Annotated in this window: 21 protein-coding genes and 1 tRNA gene; 6 read left to right on the forward strand and 16 right to left on the reverse strand. The window is 59.9% G+C overall.

Translation table 11 applies throughout. The features are described from left to right. Nucleotides 1-20: 20 nt before the first annotated feature. Nucleotides 21-512: a DUF3576 domain-containing protein gene (locus tag JJ889_RS01285; protein WP_291890951.1), complete on the reverse strand. Its 492-nt coding sequence runs from the start codon at nucleotides 510-512 to the stop codon at nucleotides 21-23. 308 nt (nucleotides 513-820) lie between these two features. Here JJ889_RS01285 and JJ889_RS01290 point away from each other — a divergent pair, with 308 nt between their 5' ends. Continuing rightward, nucleotides 821-1990: a hypothetical protein gene (locus JJ889_RS01290; RefSeq protein ID WP_291890952.1), complete on the forward strand. Its 1170-nt coding sequence runs from the start codon at nucleotides 821-823 to the stop codon at nucleotides 1988-1990. 103 nt (nucleotides 1991-2093) lie between these two features. Next, complete coding sequence (locus JJ889_RS01295) at nucleotides 2094-2522, forward strand: NtrZ family periplasmic regulatory protein (protein ID WP_291890953.1); 429 nt, start codon at nucleotides 2094-2096, stop codon at nucleotides 2520-2522. On the opposite strand, the gene JJ889_RS15870 is transcribed toward JJ889_RS01295, so the two are convergent. Beyond that, complete coding sequence (locus JJ889_RS15870) at nucleotides 2494-3180, reverse strand: thiamine phosphate synthase (RefSeq protein ID WP_366940016.1); 687 nt, start codon at nucleotides 3178-3180, stop codon at nucleotides 2494-2496. The genes JJ889_RS01295 and JJ889_RS15870 overlap by 29 nt on opposite strands. Between JJ889_RS15870 and JJ889_RS01300 the strand changes: the two genes are divergently transcribed. Then, nucleotides 3134-3802, forward strand: coding sequence for a YggS family pyridoxal phosphate-dependent enzyme (locus tag JJ889_RS01300; RefSeq protein WP_291890954.1), 669 nt, complete (start codon nucleotides 3134-3136; stop codon nucleotides 3800-3802). The two genes, JJ889_RS15870 and JJ889_RS01300, sit on opposite strands and share 47 nt — an antisense overlap. Here the strand turns inward: JJ889_RS01300 and JJ889_RS01305 are convergent. Beyond that, nucleotides 3799-4299, reverse strand: a complete 501-nt coding sequence (locus JJ889_RS01305; protein WP_291890955.1) for a L,D-transpeptidase family protein — start codon at nucleotides 4297-4299, stop codon at nucleotides 3799-3801. The genes JJ889_RS01300 and JJ889_RS01305 overlap by 4 nt on opposite strands. Nucleotides 4300-4472: 173 nt before the next feature. Between JJ889_RS01305 and JJ889_RS01310 the strand changes: the two genes are divergently transcribed. Continuing rightward, the gene (locus tag JJ889_RS01310; protein WP_291890956.1) at nucleotides 4473-5159 is read left to right on the forward strand and encodes a response regulator transcription factor; all 687 of its coding nucleotides are present in this window, start codon (nucleotides 4473-4475) and stop codon (nucleotides 5157-5159) included. On the opposite strand, the gene xth is transcribed toward JJ889_RS01310, so the two are convergent. The 7 genes from xth to JJ889_RS01345 form a co-directional block, all read right to left on the reverse strand. Continuing rightward, nucleotides 5156-5974, reverse strand: a complete 819-nt coding sequence (xth, locus tag JJ889_RS01315) for an exodeoxyribonuclease III (protein ID WP_291890957.1) — start codon at nucleotides 5972-5974, stop codon at nucleotides 5156-5158. The two genes, JJ889_RS01310 and xth, sit on opposite strands and share 4 nt — an antisense overlap. Continuing rightward, on the reverse strand, nucleotides 5971-6645 hold the full coding sequence (locus JJ889_RS01320) for a phosphoribosylanthranilate isomerase (protein WP_291890958.1): 675 nt from the start codon (nucleotides 6643-6645) through the stop codon (nucleotides 5971-5973). Before JJ889_RS01320 ends, xth begins: the two co-directional genes overlap by 4 nt. Before the next feature lie 2 nt (nucleotides 6646-6647). Beyond that, a complete protein-coding gene (locus JJ889_RS01325; RefSeq protein WP_291890959.1) occupies nucleotides 6648-7259 on the reverse strand; it encodes a hypothetical protein in 612 nt (203 codons plus the stop codon). A gap of 166 nt (nucleotides 7260-7425) precedes the next feature. Then, nucleotides 7426-7749, reverse strand: coding sequence for a hypothetical protein (locus JJ889_RS01330; protein ID WP_291890960.1), 324 nt, complete (start codon nucleotides 7747-7749; stop codon nucleotides 7426-7428). A gap of 421 nt (nucleotides 7750-8170) precedes the next feature. Next, nucleotides 8171-8839 carry an outer membrane lipoprotein carrier protein LolA gene (locus tag JJ889_RS01335; protein WP_291890961.1) on the reverse strand — a complete coding sequence of 223 codons (669 nt, stop codon included), beginning with the start codon at nucleotides 8837-8839 and terminating at the stop codon, nucleotides 8171-8173. Nucleotides 8840-8901: 62 nt separating this feature from the next. Beyond that, complete coding sequence (locus tag JJ889_RS01340) at nucleotides 8902-9756, reverse strand: hypothetical protein (RefSeq protein WP_291890962.1); 855 nt, start codon at nucleotides 9754-9756, stop codon at nucleotides 8902-8904. Nucleotides 9757-9847: 91 nt separating this feature from the next. Beyond that, complete coding sequence (locus JJ889_RS01345) at nucleotides 9848-12271, reverse strand: DNA translocase FtsK (RefSeq protein ID WP_291890963.1); 2424 nt, start codon at nucleotides 12269-12271, stop codon at nucleotides 9848-9850. A gap of 108 nt (nucleotides 12272-12379) precedes the next feature. Here JJ889_RS01345 and JJ889_RS01350 point away from each other — a divergent pair, with 108 nt between their 5' ends. Further along, the gene (locus JJ889_RS01350) at nucleotides 12380-13654 is read left to right on the forward strand and encodes a UbiH/UbiF/VisC/COQ6 family ubiquinone biosynthesis hydroxylase (protein WP_291890964.1); all 1275 of its coding nucleotides are present in this window, start codon (nucleotides 12380-12382) and stop codon (nucleotides 13652-13654) included. On the opposite strand, the gene JJ889_RS01355 is transcribed toward JJ889_RS01350, so the two are convergent. The 5 genes from JJ889_RS01355 to JJ889_RS01375 are packed head-to-tail and all read right to left on the reverse strand — an operon-like array spanning nucleotide 13651 to nucleotide 16186. Continuing rightward, a complete protein-coding gene (locus JJ889_RS01355; RefSeq protein ID WP_291890965.1) occupies nucleotides 13651-14175 on the reverse strand; it encodes a DsrE family protein in 525 nt (174 codons plus the stop codon). The two genes, JJ889_RS01350 and JJ889_RS01355, sit on opposite strands and share 4 nt — an antisense overlap. 15 nt (nucleotides 14176-14190) lie before the next feature. Beyond that, on the reverse strand, nucleotides 14191-14490 hold the full coding sequence (locus JJ889_RS01360) for a DUF971 domain-containing protein (protein ID WP_291890966.1): 300 nt from the start codon (nucleotides 14488-14490) through the stop codon (nucleotides 14191-14193). Between the two features lies 1 nt (nucleotide 14491). Further along, complete coding sequence (locus JJ889_RS01365; protein WP_291890967.1) at nucleotides 14492-14683, reverse strand: Trm112 family protein; 192 nt, start codon at nucleotides 14681-14683, stop codon at nucleotides 14492-14494. A gap of 10 nt (nucleotides 14684-14693) precedes the next feature. After that, the gene (gene trxA / locus JJ889_RS01370; RefSeq protein ID WP_291890968.1) at nucleotides 14694-15605 is read right to left on the reverse strand and encodes a thioredoxin; all 912 of its coding nucleotides are present in this window, start codon (nucleotides 15603-15605) and stop codon (nucleotides 14694-14696) included. A gap of 59 nt (nucleotides 15606-15664) precedes the next feature. Next, entirely contained in the window at nucleotides 15665-16186 is a 522-nt protein-coding gene (locus JJ889_RS01375) for a YbaK/EbsC family protein (RefSeq protein ID WP_291890969.1), read from the reverse strand. Between the two features lie 132 nt (nucleotides 16187-16318). Between JJ889_RS01375 and JJ889_RS01380 the strand changes: the two genes are divergently transcribed. Further along, nucleotides 16319-16393, forward strand: a tRNA-Gly gene (locus JJ889_RS01380). Between the two features lie 10 nt (nucleotides 16394-16403). Here JJ889_RS01380 and JJ889_RS01385 read toward each other — a convergent pair. Continuing rightward, nucleotides 16404-16556 (reverse strand): hypothetical protein, encoded by a 153-nt coding sequence (locus JJ889_RS01385; protein WP_291890970.1) that lies wholly within the window; start codon nucleotides 16554-16556, stop codon nucleotides 16404-16406. Nucleotides 16557-16616 lie beyond the last annotated feature (60 nt).

Here is a 16616-nt window from a genome sequence, read left to right on the forward strand (position 1 = left end):
GCGCTCCCGATGGACCGGGGTCAGTCTTCCAGTTGCGAGATACGCAGCTGGCGCGCCCGGGTCAGAATGGCGTTTTCGATTTCATATGCGGTTTCGGTGCTGGCTACAGCATCGATCCAGCCGCCGTTTTCGTCGCGAACCTGGCGGAAGACGTTTACAGCCAGCGCGTCGGCGCGCAGACGTGTATCGAGGATGTAGACGGTCAGCTTGAAGCGTTCATTTGTCATCTGCGGGTTGGCATACCAATCCGTGATGATGACGCCGCCAAAGGGGTCAACCTCTGCCAGTGGCATGAAGCTGATCGTGTCCAGGCTGGCGCGCCAGAGATAGCCGTTGACGCCGATGCCTTCTACGGAGATCTCGTTGCCACCACCCAGCGGATTGGGAATGGACGGCAGACGGAAGCCGGAAGACTGCTCCGAGGAGGCGGCATCATTGCCACGCGAAGCGCATGCGGGAAGTACGAGCACCGAGGCGGCAAGAACGGCACCGAGAATCCGACGGTCAAACATCAGCCGCGACTCCTTCAAAACAAGACGGCGAAAAACAGAGTTGCAATGGGAAACAAAGATTTCCCACATTTTCAAGCTTTGTATAACACGCCATTTCCCTTAGGCCAGCGCTGAAAGGCACCCGGGTGAACCGTGGCAAATCTATCACAGACCACCAAGAACCAGTTTGTTTGAGATATCACCTACTTGACCGGAGGGGCCTGCTCATTTCCCTTAAAGACGCGACGTCCGGGGGGACGGGGCCGATCGGCGGGGCCGTGAGTATGTTGAGGACATTTAGCGCGTATCTTTTCGCAGCTGGGTCCGTAATGCTCACGGCTCCGCCGACTTTTTCTCAAGACACTTCCAGCGCGCAGAGCAGCCTGCAGATCGATGCGGGTCTGACGATTGCGCTCAATGACGGCGAAAAATCCGATGTGTTTGCCGATCTGGAAGCGCGCTTTGAGTGGGAGAATATCACCCAGGAGGGGCGTCGCTATGGCTTTGTCCTGGCCGGTCGGGCCGAGCGCGACCCCGGGCGCGCTGGCTGGGGCGGGGCGGCGGGCAATTGTCCTGACGGCCTAGCCGATTGTGCTGGTGACGGAGCCGGGGATGTGCTCCGCGGCGTCACTTCCGGCTTCTATGCGGCCCACAGCGGTCAATCCGACCCCCTGCGCGGAGCGCTGACCCACGCCTTTGGCTATGTCCATATGGGATATGGCGAGGTGCGTCTTGGATATGGTGACGGGGCGGCCCGTCTCGATGCTGTGGCACCACCGACCGCCTTCCGGCTCTCAAGAGCTGATAACGGCCGGGTTGATATCACCGGTCTTTCAGGCTCACGCACTTATAATTATGCTTCCGGCCAGGCACCGAAACTCGTTCTGCGTTCGATTGCACTGGGCCAGGCCCGTTCGATCGGAAGTTTCCGCGGTAGTCTTTCCTATACGCCGGAGGCAAATGGATGCGGCGTTGACTATTGCGACCATGCGCCCGGCGCTTCGGGTGTCCTCTCTGCAGATATCGAGAATATCGTGGAGGCAGGGCTTTTCTACGAGCTGCACCGTGGTGAGACAGAGTTGAGTTTTTCCCTGGGTTACGCCTCCGGGCAGTCCAATTCTGCTGTGCCGGTTTTCGAGGATCTTGATGTCACCAACGCCGGGGTGCGTGTTCAGAGAGGCGCCTGGTCCGGCGGTGTACGCTGGCTGTCGAGCAATAATGCAACCGGCGGAGACTACGAGGCCCTTTCCGCGTCAATCGCCCGCGAAAGCGGCGACTGGCTTTACACACTCGAATGGTCGAACTTTGGCGATGATACCGTGCATGCAGACGGTCGCTCGATCCAGATAGGCGGCTCAAAACTGATTGGAGATCATTGGCTTGCCGGGGCCGGCCTGCAGTATGCGGAGCGTCGGGAAGCAATGATCTCTCCGCTGGGGCGGCGTCACATTGAGCAGGATTCCACAACATTTTTCCTAGAACTCGGCTGGCGATATTGACAAATCGGCAACACGAATAGGGAAACTCCCGCAAGTTCATCAAAAACTACTTGGGTGAATGTGTTTGCTGCCGCTATGTTGAATGCGTGAGAGGGAGCAATCCATGTTCATCGGGAACGTCACATCGCGGTTTTGCATGAAAGCAGCCGGCGCCATAGCGCTGTTCGCTGCTGTCTGCGTACCTGCGCATGCTCAGGACGCTGCCGAAGAGACCAGCATCGAATCCGATGCACCTTGGTATGAGTCCTTCTCCCTGAACCAGGACGCCGGATTGCCGCAGGCCTTGGAAGAAGTTCCGACCATTGATTGGTCCGTGAACGACCGCCTCGGTATTACTCTGGGTATTCGTGAAGATCTGGGTCGTCCGACGGATGCCGATGATTTCAGTGCGCGTTTTACCTATGATCTCAATGATCGTTTCCGCTTTGGTGGCCAGTTCCGTTTTTCCTCGCCGACGGATGAACTCTTCATGCTCGAGGAGAATGAAGAGCCGGAGCCGGAGATCAAGTTTGAGTCGTCCGTACGTTTCTAATCCCGCCGACCATCGCACACCCCGCCAACCCTCGGTTCGCTAGACGCCCGAGGGTTTTTTTGTGCACACCGCCAAGCGCAATGAGCGGAAGCGGACTGCGCCGCGCCAAAAGGGCAACACGCCCGGGTGTGACCGGTGGGCCGGCGCTGGGGCTTTTGGAGCGGAAGACGCTGGAAACCAGGGCGGCGTCGATGCCCGCGCGCGATGCTCTATGTATTGCGGCCTCACTGTGAGCGGAGCTGGTGAAGATCTCGCCAGCGCCACGCGCGCGTGCCGAATACGCAGCTGGCAGCATGTGCTCGGGCCAGTGCACGCCGTCTGCTCCGACCGTCCGCACAAGGTCTAGATCTGACGACACCAGGAAGGTGATCCCCCTTCTCAGCGAGGCCGCTCTCAATTCTGTCGCGACATCAAGGCGATCCTCTGCCCCGAAATGACGGTAGATGAAACCGCTGCCGGGAGGCGCATGCTCAAACACATCCAGGGGATCGGTCTGTCGCGCTGGATCGGTCAGCACCCATAACCGGGGCAGGTCACCGGCAACCCTTGCAAACAGGCGCTCCGCGGATATTGCCAATCGGCTTCCCAGCGCATATGGCGGGCGTATGAGCATGAGTAACGAGATCTCCGCGAACCGGGACCTGATCCTGAACCGCATCGGCAAGGCCGCGCAAGCGTTTGGTCGCCCTGCTGACAGTGTACAACTGGTCGCCGTTTCCAAGCGTCAGCCGGAAGCCCGCATCGATGCCGCCCTGGCCGCTGGTCAGAGAGTGTTCGGCGAGAACCGGGTTCAGGAAGCGCAGCAGCACTGGGAGGCTCGGCGGGATCAGTATGCGGATCTGGAACTTCGGCTGATTGGCCCGCTGCAGACCAACAAGGCTGCCGACGCTGTCGCCTTGTTTGATGTCATCGAGAGTGTTGACCGGGAGAAGCTTGCACGCGCTCTGGCCAGCGAGATGGTCAAGCAGGATCGCCAGCCACGTCTCTATGTCCAGGTGAATACCGGCGAGGAGGAGCAGAAATCGGGAATTGCTCCCGCAGATCTACCGGCCTTTCTCGCTCTGTGTCGCGAGGAGCTGGGTCTCGAGATCGAAGGCTTGATGTGTATTCCGCCGGTGCAGGAGCCGGCCGGGCTGCATTTTGCGCTCCTGGCCAGGCTCGCGCGCGAGAATGATGTGGCCAGGCTCTCCATGGGGATGAGCGCGGACTATGAAACGGCCATCCAGTTGGGCGCAACTTCGGTCCGCGTGGGCACAGCTGTTTTTGGCAGCCGCGACTAGCCGATCACAATGTGATCGCCGGGTCTGACCAATCTCAGAAAGCTTCGGACGTCGGCATTCGCCAGGGCGACACAGCCTTCTGTTGGCTGAAAATCCCCGCGCTTGCAATGCAGGAAAATTGCCGATCCAGCACCCGGGGTCGGCGGATCATCATTGTGCCCCAGCACCACGACAATGTCGTAAAGCTCGTCCTCTCGCCACATCTTTTCGTGTGAGGCCATGAACGGCAGGCGGACCGGGCAGTTATAGGCCGCGTCCTGCGGCGCATCGCACCAGCCATCATCTTCCCGAAGCGCGCGGCACGGAAGTGCGGTTTCCGGTGGCTCGCCGCGGTCCGGACGATAGAGAACCCGGCGAACCGGATAGCGGCCGGTGGGTGTCGCGCCATCACCTTCGCGTTTGTCGTCTGCGGCGATCACACCGGATCGCCCTAACGCCGCCCTCACATGAATGTCGGCGCCCGTGATCCATCCGTCAGTTGAAACTTTCCAGTCCATGACCACATAGCTAGCGCAGAATGAGCGGTTTCGCGAGCGCAGTGAGTCAGGTTAATTGGTCTTGTGGATCAGAGACTTGCTTTCATGGCTCCACATTCGCTTGAAGGGTAGGCTGAAGCGGACAGGCCGGGCAGATGATTTGCCTTGTTCCGCGAAATGGGCATGATCAAAACATGAGCGCACAAAAAACCATCCTGATTATTGATGACGATGATGATCTGCGTGAGGCGCTGATCGATCAATTCGCCCTTCACGAGGAATTCCGCACAATCGAGGCCGATACGGCCGGTGGCGGCATCAGCCGCTCCAAAGAAGAGCGGGCTGATCTTATCCTGCTGGACGTGGAATTGCCGGACATGGACGGGCGCGAGGCTTGCCGCCTGATGCGCAAGAATGGTGTCAGCTCACCGATCGTCATGCTGACGGGTCAGGATACTGATGCCGACCAGATCCTGGGTCTGGAATCCGGTGCGAATGACTACGTCACCAAGCCGTTCAAGTTTTCCGTTCTCCTGGCCCGTGTTCGCGCGCATCTGCGTTCGCACGAGCAGAGCGAGGATGCTGTCTTCCAGATCGGGCCGTATGAGTTCCGTCCGGCGATGAAGCTGCTGGTCACCGAGGATGAGCGCAAGGTGCGTCTCACCGAGAAAGAGACCAATATTCTCAAATACCTCTATCGTGCCGGCGGCAAGCCTGTGCCGCGCGACGAACTGTTGCACGAGGTCTGGGGATATAATCCAGCCGTCACCACGCACACGCTGGAGACCCATATCTACCGCCTGCGCCAGAAAATCGAGCCGGACACGTCCCATGCGCGTCTTCTGGTGACAGAGAGCGGTGGCTACCGGCTCTCGAGCTAGTCTCGGCCCTCGATGCGCAGCGTAACCGGTGCGTGATCAGATGGTTTCTCGTACCCGCGCAGGTCTTCCCATACCTTGAAACCGTCCCGGCCGGCGGCGACAGAGCGGTCTTTTACGCTGGGGGCGGCCCAGATGTGATCAAGGCGTCGACCGCGATTGGCCTTGCGCCAGTCCCGCGCGCGATAGCTCCACCATGTGTAGACCTTCTCGTCCATCGGCACGAGTTCGCGGGCGATATCAGCGAAGTCACCTGCCTGGCGGATGCGCTCCAGCGCCTCGGTCTCGACCGGTGTGTGGGAAACGACTTTCAGCAATTGCTTGTGCGACCAGACATCGTGTTCATAGGGCGCAATATTGAAATCACCGACCAGGACCAGCGGGGCGTCTTCGGCATGGCGGTCGCCGAAATAGGTCTCCAGGCGCGCCAGGAATTCCATCTTGTGGGCGAACCGCGGATTGGTCTCCGGGTTCGGCTCGTCTCCGCCGGCCGGGATATAGAAATTGTGCAGTTCGATGCCTTCGACCATCACACGCTGGTGACGAGCTTCTTCGCGCGGGCACAGGCCTTCATCGCCGATATCTTCCAGCGGGAATTTCGAGGCAATGGCCACGCCATGCATGCCCTTCTGGCCGCGTACGTGGAAATGAGAGAAGCCCATTTCGCGGAAAGCCTCTTCGGGAAACTCGTGGTTCTGGCACTTGATCTCCTGCAGGCAGAGCACGTCCGGATCGGCCTGTTTCACCCACTCGGCGACCAGCGGCGCACGAAGACGGACAGAATTGATGTTCCAGGTAGCAAGGGTAAATCCGGTCATGTTCTTTCCTGATCGGCAAGACGAAGGGCTTGCACAAATTCCTGCAGTAATTCGGCGTCCAGCGCATCTTCCTGGCGCAGGCTGGAGCACAGATCAACGCCGTATGGGCGCACCCTCCTGACAGCGTCCAGGACATTGCCTGCCTTCAAGCCACCGGCCAGCATGACCGGCTTGTTTGTCGCGGCGACGAAGCGAGCGCTGATCGACCAGTCGTGCACATCGCCGGTGCCACCCAATGTTTCGATGGCCGCGCTCGGCTTCCCGCTGTCCAGCAGGAAGGCGTCGATGTGACGCTCATAACGCGAGATAAGTCCGAGAGCGCCCTCGTCCTCGACATGGATGACCTGGACCAGTTTCAGCTCAGGCCGGGACGATCGCAGGCGCTCGAGCTCGTCCGGGTCGAGATGCCGGACAATCTGCAGATTGCTCACACCGCTCTCTTCGGCAGCAGCGGCGAGGGTCGTGGCCGTGGTTTCGCTGGTCAGCAGCCAGGGCTCAACCGTGTCGGGAAGTTCGGCAGCGATGCTACGCGCTTGTGCATAGGTGATCGTGCCCGGGCCCGAGGGCATCGGGCCGACCAGACCGAGGATATCTGCGCCAGCGGCAACAGCCATACGCGCCTCGCCCACGCTCTTGATGCAGCAGACCTTGAGGCGGGTTCGGACGGCCATGATCAGAGGATGTTGTAGGTATTGCCAGCCAGGCCAACGGGCCAGCGACCACGGGCAAACAGGCGCCAACGAGCTAGGAAGGGATGCGGGTCGTCCTCGCCATCGGCCTCGGCCATGACCACAAGCGCGGCACCATTGGCGGCCTGGGCCAGGGCCCCGGCGGCAGCGTGGACGAGCTCGATATCGGTGACGTCGGAGATGGCAGCCGCATCCTCAACCGCGTCGCGGGCTGTATCGCCGGTTTGCTGGGCGATCAGGGCAAGGGCTGCGGAGACCGCCTGCTCGTCCAGGCGCTCAAGAGCTTGCGCCACGAGAGCGGTGCGCAGCATTTCCTCCGCTTCCCAGCTGATCGGATCGCGGTCGAGCGTTTCCGCGGCAATAGCAGCGTCGTCCCAGTCCGAAAGCAGCGCCGGCTCGGCTTCGGGAAAGCCCAGTCCATCCAGGTAATAACGAGACAGGGCCTGTTCGCGGGCGTCCAGCGGCTCTCCCAGGCGGGAAAACCAGGTGTTGGCGTTCATACTGTCGGCAAAGGCCTTGACCCGATACAGCAGCGGAATTTCTTCCAGCAGGCGCGGGACGTCAGGCGTTTCCGGTTCGTCGTCTTCGAAATACATGGCGTCTATCTAGCGCGAGATCGGCCGGGCGCAACAGGGCGAAACGGCTGGACGGGTGGCATGGCTTCGCTAGACCGGGACGAAACAATCAACCGAACCGTCAGTCTTCACAGACTTTGGTCCCTGGTCTCAGCGCAGTCCCTATTTTTCACCAATCTTCGAAGCGTTAGAATACTAAGGAAGATACCAGCAGAATAAGAACAGTTGCCACGATCAGAATTGCGATTGCTGCTTTCGCGTGATCGATAGTGTTGCTGTCGCCGAATTGAGCCTGATCGGTCAACTTCTGCTCGATTTCGGGAGGCTCTGCTGGCCTACGAATAAGCGCCTGCATACCAACCAAGACTAGCCAAAGAAAAATCGTCCCGACGAGAAAGGGGACAGGCAGGAATATGAGACCGAACAATGCTGCGAGGTTGATCATTGTCAGGAGGCCCAGGCCTCCGGCGAGCAGATGCCTTATTGGTTCTGAAACGTTGAATTTTCTCATTCGGTTCCCGGTCGATAGGCACGGCTTTTAAGGGCAGGACCATCTGAGCTATCGTGGGCGCCAGACAGTCGCAATCCTGTGTATGCTGATGAGCTGTTAGCGTCGAGACTTGCCACGCTGATGGTAACGAAACGCCCTAAGCTGGTCGACGGGAGGCGCAGATTAGTCGCGAGCGTTTAGAATAGAAAGCGCCCGGTCTCGAGGGGGGTGAGACCGGGCGCTAAAGCCATGCGCCTGTTAATTTCCAGCGCAGCGCCGGGAGGGGATCAAACCGGCGCAACTGAGAGGGACGGATCCGCTAGCGGGGGGACGACGCTGATCCATAACGCCCATCAGTCAGCGTTACAATAACGCCACAGTTTCTCTCTTTCTGCAAATAAAAAATGAGAAAGAAATTGCATGTGGCAAAAAAGCATCAACTTTATCGGCGCCCGCGACGCGAATCACGGCCATCATCGGGTTCGGGGATGACGAAGAGTCGGGGGCTCAATTCGACGTCAACCTCTTGATCCTGAATGATAACCCGCGTCATCTGGCCCAGGGCGTCGGTGACGAACCACTCACGAAGAATGTATGTCGGCTCTTCAAAAACGAATTGCACCGTACCCTGCATTTCATCATTCGGATCGCGCAGGGTGACATAGATGAAGCCGAGCTCACGCACGACATCGATGATCTCGGCATCCGCGGCCAGATCGATCTCGTCGGCCAGCAGCCAGTAGAGCGGTGTGGAGCGGATAGGCGCGCGATCAACGGTCTCCAGGGCAGCATCCTCGATCGCCACTGTCGTGCCGTCGGCAATCACCGTGATCGGGCTGGGGTCGTCATATTCGAAGCGCAACCGGCCGGGCCGGTCCATGGAAAGCAGTCCGCTGATCAGCGCGCCGTGCGGAGACACCTGGGTAAAGCGGGCCCGCATCGTATCGACGGAGTTGAGATAGCCATTGATCCCGGCCATCGCGGCATCGGCATCGAAAGTGTCGGCAGCTGTGGTTTCAGCCGAAGCCGGTTCGGCTGTCGATTGCTCCGGCGTGGTCTGTGCGGGGTCGGCGGCCTGAAGGAACAGGCTGGACAGTAACATCGTAATCATGGCGACAAGCTGGACCGGTATTGCGGCACGAGCAAGACCGGTCCGTTCATTTTCACGGCAGTTTAATCAGCCTGAGAGGTATAGCTCACTTCGTGCAAGGACAGTTGCGACTGACGCCAGTGCGGCGAGAAGATGAACCGCCCGTCCGGCGTTCCACCACTGGAGTTCAGCATGATCTCCTCGTCGGCAAAATCATCCAGAACGGTCAGGCCCAGTTGCTCATTCCAGTGTAGCAGACGACCATTCAGGTCACTCAGGATCAGCCCGCCCCGTCCATCGGTCACGACACCGTCCAGCGAGCCCTCGCCCTCGAAAATCACCTCATAGTCGTATGTTTCCGGGTCGACGCGGACCAGATTTCCAACGCCGCTCGAACACACGACATAGATCCAGCCATCAACAAACTCGACACCGTTTGCCCCGGTGAAGGCCTCACCGGAAGCAACCTGGCTCCAGACACCGTCACGATAGCGGAACAGCGCGCCGACGCGCGTATCCGTTGCCCACAGGGCACCCTCACCGTCGATGGCAAGATCGTTGAACAGGGCTGCGTCTTCCGGAGCCTCCAGGCGATCGATCTCCCGTCCGCTCTGGCGGTCCAGAATAATGACGCGCTGACCCTGGTCGCTGAAATAGACATGATCCGCGGAACTGATAATGCCCAACGGGCCTTCATACCCGCTCGCCCAGTATTCCTGGAACTCTCCCGTCACCAGGTGCAGGCGGGAGAGATAGCCGCCCTGTTCGGCATTCTCCGGGCCCTGGTTGCTGATTATGGCCCAGTCGCTGTTGGCCGGGACATGCACGGCCTCCGGGCGGGAGACATTGTCGGTGCGCCAGATTTCAGTGGCAGTGGGTTGGGTAAAGGCGGGCGCGCTCAGCGCGGCGGCCATAAGGATACCGGATACGAGTTTCATCTATTCCTCACAATGCCGCGCGATGAGACAAGCAGGTCAAAGGCCCTGGGGCCATTCAACACAGCGTCAGCGAGATTACGGATGTTTCAGGTCAGCCTTCGCCGTGTTCCGGCAGAAAGATCTCGCGACGGCCGGCATGGTCACCCGGGCCGATCATGCCTTCTTCTTCCATGCGTTCGATCAGCGTGGCGGCGCGGTTATAGCCGATCTGCAGGCGGCGCTGGATATAGCTGGTCGAGGCCTTGCGGTCCTTGGCTACAAGAGCGACGGCCTGGTCGAACAGTGCATCGCCGCTGCCCTCGCCTTCCATGCCCGGAATGCCGTCCTCGTCTTCCTCGCCACCGGCAGTGATCGCGTCGAGATATTCTGGAGCAGCCTGTTTTTTCAGGAAGCTGGCAATGTCCTCGACCTCCCGGTCGGAAACGAACGGGCCGTGCAGGCGGCGCAAGCGGCCACCGGATGCCATGTACAGTAGGTCACCCATGCCCAGCAGCTGTTCGGCACCCTGTTCGCCCAGGATCGTCCGACTGTCGATCTTGGACGTCACCGAATAGGAGATCCGGGTTGGGAAGTTGGCCTTGATCGTACCGGTAATGACGTCCACGGAGGGGCGCTGGGTCGCTGTGACAAGGTGAATGCCGGCGGCTCGGGCCATCTGGGCCAGACGCTGGACGGCGGCTTCGATCTCCTTGCCGGCGACCATCATCAGATCCGCCATCTCGTCGATGATGACGACGATATAGGGCATTTTCTCGGTCTCGATCGTCTCGGTCTCGAAGATGGGTTCACCGGTTTCCTTGTCATAGCCGGTCTGGACGGTCCGGGAGAGGTCTTCGCCCTTCTCCATCGCTTCGACGACACGCTCATTGAAGCCGGAGACATTCCGCACGCCGATCTTGGACATGCGCAGATAGCGGCTTTCCATTTCGCGCACGGCCCATTTCAGGGCGACCACAGCCTTTTTCGGATCCGTGACGACCGGTGTCAGCAGGTGGGGAATGCCGTCATAGACCGAGAGTTCCAGCATTTTCGGATCGATCATGATCATCCGGCACTCTTCCGGCGGCAGGCGGTAGAGCAGTGAGAGGATCATGGCATTGATACCCACCGACTTACCCGAGCCCGTCGTACCGGCGATCAGCAGGTGTGGCATGCGCGCCAGGTCGGCGACGAAGGGTTCGCCGCCAATGGTTTCACCCAGTGCCATGGGCAGCTCGGCCTTGGCGTCCTCAAAGGCCTTGGCATTGAGCAAGGCGCGCAGAAAGACGGTTTCCCGCTGGGCGTTGGGAAGTTCGATACCGATGGCATTGCGGCCGGGAACCACGGCAACACGGGCTGCGGTGGTACTCATCGAACGAGCGATATCGTCTGCCAGATTGATCACGCGTGAGGATTTCACACCCGGCGCCGGCTCGAATTCATAGAGCGTTACAACCGGGCCCGGTCGAACCTGGACGATCTCGCCCTTCACACCGAAATCGGATAGGACACCTTGCAAGAGCTCGGCATTCTGGCGCAGCGCGGCCTCATCGACCGCATCATTGCGAATGGCGGGTTTGGCCAGAAGATCCAGGCGCGGAAGCTTGAAGCCCTTGGTCTTGGCAAAGGGCAAGGCACCCTGAGCTTCACGGACATCCCGGCCGGAGGCTTTGGCTTTCTTTGTCGCTGCGACTTTCACCGTGGATGCGATACCGCCGGGAACCGGTTCGGAGATATCGTCGATCTCGGGCTCGTCATCCGCTTTGGCAGCGGCGCGCATGGCCTTGCGCAGCGGAGGGTCCTCGCGCGATGGCTCGCGGCGTTCTACCGTCGGCTCGGTGTCTGCGTCACCGCCAAACAGACGGCTGATTGATGGGCCAATGCCACGCAGGGCGTCGATCCATACACGCACGGTCGCCCAGGCCAGACTGGCGACATCGGCCGCCGAAGCAATGTCGCCGGAGCGCAGGCCAAACGTCATGAACACGCCCAATATCGCGATCAGGAATCCGACGCCCGCCGAAATAATGTCAGCGGACGGCAGATCAAGCGCTTGTGGGCCTTGGGCCACGAACCCGGCCATCAGGTCACCGAGCGAACCGCCCAGACCGGTCGGGAAGGGCCAGGTCGCGGGAATAGGGAGCGCGCTCAGGCACATGCCCAGTCCCAACGTGCCGATGATGGCAAAGAACCAGCGTGAGGGAGCCATGGAATGGGAGCGATGGCGCGGCATGCGCCAGATCATGATCCCGCCCCAGAGGATGCAGGCGATCGCCGGGAAGCCGGCCGACCACCCAACGAGCTGCAGGGAGAGATCCGCCAGACCGGCGCCGAAGCTTCCCATGAAGTTCCTGACTTCATTGGCAGACGCGACATTCCAGCTCGGGTCGAGCGGGTTGTAGGTCAGCAGGGAGACGAGCAAAAACAGCCCGCCGACCAGCATGATGCTGCCAAAAATCACGTCGCGCGCACGTAGCCGCCAGAGCGGCGGTTGTTTGGCGACAGGTTCGTCAGTTGGCTGGGTACGCTTGGACATGCGGATCATTTAGCCCTGTAAGGGTTCCCGGGGCGTTAACAGAAGATAAAGCAGGCCGCGGCGCTGTGTCCGCTTTTCACAGGCGTCAATCCGCCTATGCTCCCGTTCATGACGCAGGAATATTTCTTTGAAGGTGATGTGGTCATTGTCGGCGGTGGTCTGGCCGGTCTGACACTGGCCCTGGCGATGGACCAGGCGGGACTGTCGGTTGCCGTGGTGGACGCATTGCCGGTCGAGGACCAGCTGGCGCCGACGTTTGACGGTCGCTCCTCGGCGTTGGCCTACACGTCCTGGCGCATGTTTGAGGCACTCGGCGTCGCTGAACATCTCCACCCCCACACGCAACGTATTGAACATATTCTGGTCTGTGATGGCCGACCCTATGGCGGCACCAAGCCTGGCGGTCCGGGTCGACACTCCCTGCATTTCGACAGGCGCGAAATCAGTGACGGACCCGATGGTGAGCCCCTGGGCTGGATGGCCGAGAACCGGCATACCCGGCACGCTCTGGTCAAGGTGCTCAAGAACCGTGACCGGATTGTGGCCATCTCACCGGCCAAGGTTATCAACCACGAGATTTTTGGTGACCACGGCGAAGTTACCCTGGATGACGGGCGTAAGCTGTCCGCGTCGCTGATCGTTGCCTGTGATGGCAAGTTCTCCCGCCGCAAGGCACAGAGCGGGGTTCGATCCTATGGCTGGAATTACGGTCAGAACGGTGTGGTCGCCACGGTGCAGCATGAGGAACCACACAATGGTGTGGCCTATGAATACTTTATGCCGGCTGGGCCATTCGCCATCCTGCCACTTCCTGACAACCGCTCTTCGCTCGTCTGGACCGAGGGCGACAAGGCAGCCGCAGCGCTGAAGAATGCATCGGACGAGGTTTTCCAATACGAGCTGGAAAACCGGTTCGGTGATTTTCTCGGCAAGGTTCGCCCTGTGGGGCCGCGCTGGGTCTATCCGCTGGGCCTGCGTTATTCAGAGCATTTCTGTCAGCCGCGCCTCGCCTTTGTTGGTGACGCTGCCCGCGGTATCCACCCGATCGCGGGTCAGGGTTTCAATCTTGGTATTCGCGATGCGGCCGCTCTGGCGGAAGTGTGTGGCGAGGCCAAACGCACCGGTCATGATCTGGGTGCCCTGACGACCCTGCGACGATATGAGGACTGGCGGAAATTCGACAGCGCCACACTGGCGGTCGGTACCGATATCTTCACGCGCCTCTTCTCCAATGACATTGAGCCGATACGTCACATTCGCGGGCTCGGCCTGTCGATCGTCAATGCGATTCCGCCGGCGCGTCGGTTCTTTATGCGCCAGGCCGGCGGCGAGACGGGTGATCCGCCTCGTCTGCTCAAGGGCGAAAAGCTGACCGCAGCCTAGAACGGGTTGAGCGTATAGCCCTCTGCCTGCAGCACGGCATGGGCTGTCATGGCAGACAGTGCCATTTCAACGCCCGGAAGAAGATTGGCCGTCGCAACATCGTAATAGGCGGCGCTCTGCCCACAGACATAGATACGCACACCATGTTCAACGAGTTGTGCGATCAAGGCTGCATTAGCGTTTGCCGCGCCTTCATGGCGCCCAGCATAGATGGTGGCATCGGCGACATCATGCACGCCGACACCATGGACCACGATGGCCAGGTTGAGGTTTTCAACCGGAACTCCGGCACGGACATGCATGTTGAGAAAGCGCGCCGCGCTGACCAGATTGCGGTTCAGCTCGCCCGCGTCGGCCTCGGCAGCAAAGTCGAAACTGTGACGGAAGATGAAGCCTTCCGGGATCACCATCTCGGCGTCGACTAACGCATTCGGTCCGAAATCGGTGATCAGCGGTCCGGTCGTGAAATCATCCGGACCTGTTGTTGTCAGCACCAGAGCTGCAAGAAAGGTGGCCAGCATTTACGTCCCCTGTAATCAGCGGGACGCCTCTCCCAGCGCGTAGAGATAGTCCCAGGTGAACAGACCACTATCATGGCCGTCATCGAAGATCAGCCGCACAGCGTAACGCCCGACAGGCTCGGCACCTGTGACGAGGACGTTTTCCTTGCCAGTAACCGTAACTTTCTGGTCTGGGCTGTGGCCCTGCACCTCTGCGCTGGGGCTTTCCACACGCAGGGTCTCGAAGGGAATGGAGAATTCCGCCTCATTGTCGAAACGCGCAATCAACGCCTTGTCGCTTTTGCTAAAGCGGAGCTCGGTGGGCCAGGGGCGCATGTCAGTCCTCGATCTGGCGGGCTTCGTCGGGAAGCATGATCGGAATGCCGTCGCGGATCGGATAGGCCAGTCCCGCGCTCTCGGAAATCAGTTCCTGGGCATCCTTGTCATAGGACAGCGTGCTGCGAGTAACCGGGCAGACCAGGATTTCCAGCAGTTTCGGATCAACGACGTGTTGCGGAGTTTCGCTCATCTTCTTGTCCTTATGAGAAGAGGATTGAGGAGAGGCGGCGGCGGCCGTCGCGGGTGACTTCGCTCATCGGTCCTTCGGCTTCGAAGACCTTGAGCAGGAGAGTACGTGCAGCCTGTTCATTCCATTCGCGGTCCAGCGCGGTAATGGCGATCAGCTGGTCAACGGCGCCCGACTGGTCACCGGCTGCGATCAGGGCTTCGGCGAGATCATAACGCGCCTGTAGATCACTGGCATTGGCGGCGACTTTCTGACGCAGAACGGCGGTTTCGGCGTCATCGCTCGGGGCGCCGGAGGCTAGGTCGATGGCGGACTGGGCACCTTCCACGGCCGGGTGGGAGCGCTCTGCTTCCGGAACCTGTTCCAGGATCTGGCGGGCCTTCTCGATATCACCGCTCTGGATCCAGACACGCGCGAGGCCTGCGAGGGCTGCGACGTGTTTCTGGTCATTCTGCAGCACGGCCGCGAAGGCTTGCGATGCGCTCTGAAGATCGTTGGCCTGCAGGGCCTGCATTCCCTGTTCGACATAGGCCTGAAGCTCTTCCGGGCTCGGGCCATTACCCGAGATACGACGGATGAAATCGCGGATCTGGCTTTCCGGCAGAGCGCCCATGAAACCATCAACCGGCTGGCCATTCTTGAACGCGAACACGGCCGGGATGGATTGCACCCGCAATTGCTGTGCGATGCCCGGGTTTTCGTCGATATTGATCTTGACCAGTTTGACCGTGCCTTCGGCTTCACGAACCACATGTTCGATCATGGGGCCAAGCTGACGACAGGGACCGCACCAGGGCGCCCAGAAATCGACTAGAACCGGGACGTCCTTGGACGGTTCCACGACGTCAGCCATGAAAGTCTGGTCAGTGGAGTCCTTTACCAGGTCATCGCTGGCGGCGGTGTTGGGATCATTCAGCGTGGTCATGGTTCTGCCTTGTATCTTTCATCCCCTAAGTGGCGGCAAAGGACGGGGAGTGCAAGTTCTCAAACTGTGTCGGGCGGTGCTGTTTCAAGCTCGGAGAAATCGAAAATCACCGGCTCGTGACCCGTCGCACGGACGAATTTGAGCAAATCCTCGCTGGCGATCGCTGTGGTGGCGTCGTTAAGCAGGGGATGGAAATTGACGATCTCATGCTCGAACAGGGCCTTGTCCAGAACCATGCGGACGCGTTTGTCTACATCATTGATAAGTGCGAAGGCCGTTACCGAACCTGGGCGCACGCCGAGTGTCTCGAAGAGCAGGTCTTCCTTGCCGAAGGACAGCCGTTGGGTGCCCAGATGACGGTGGAGCTTGTTGATGCGGATCGTCGTCTCGCCCAGTGCCGAGATCAAAACGATCTGCCCCTTCTTGTCCTTGAGGAAGAGATTCTTGGTGTGTCCTCCCGGCATGGAGGCCTTGATATGCTGACCCTCCTCGACGGTAAAAACGGGCTCATGCTCCACCGTGGAATGCGAAATCCCATGGTCGTCGAAGAAGTCGAACAGGTCGTTGCGGCTCTTGTGCATGAGCCTTTTGAAGCCTGCCTCCAAGGGCATTTCAAGACCGCTGCATGTGAACCGCTTGTGGGGCTTGCATTCCTTTTCCGTTTGCGCGATATACCCCGCTCCCCAGCAGGGCCACGGCCTTGCAAACATTGAGCGGGCGTAGCTCAGGGGTAGAGCGTCACCTTGCCAAGGTGAATGTCGTGAGTTCGAATCTCATCGCCCGCTCCATTCTCTTTTCTCAGAGTTTCCGGAATATCCTCTTCAACATGTCATTGGCATGTACCGGCTTGCGCTCGCGTGCGACCGTCTTGGCGCGAAGTGTGCCGTGCAGGAGTTCCATCGAGCTGTAGCTCGTGTCACGCTCGGTCGAGTTTTCGCTGGTCTTGCGCATGTCGCTCTCCTGTTGCCGGGTTCTATCAGTGTCAGGATGCCAGCGGTGTGCGACGGAGCT

Origin of the sequence: Maricaulis sp. (assembly GCF_017643475.1) — a bacterium.
Classification (GTDB): domain Bacteria; phylum Pseudomonadota; class Alphaproteobacteria; order Caulobacterales; family Maricaulaceae; genus Maricaulis.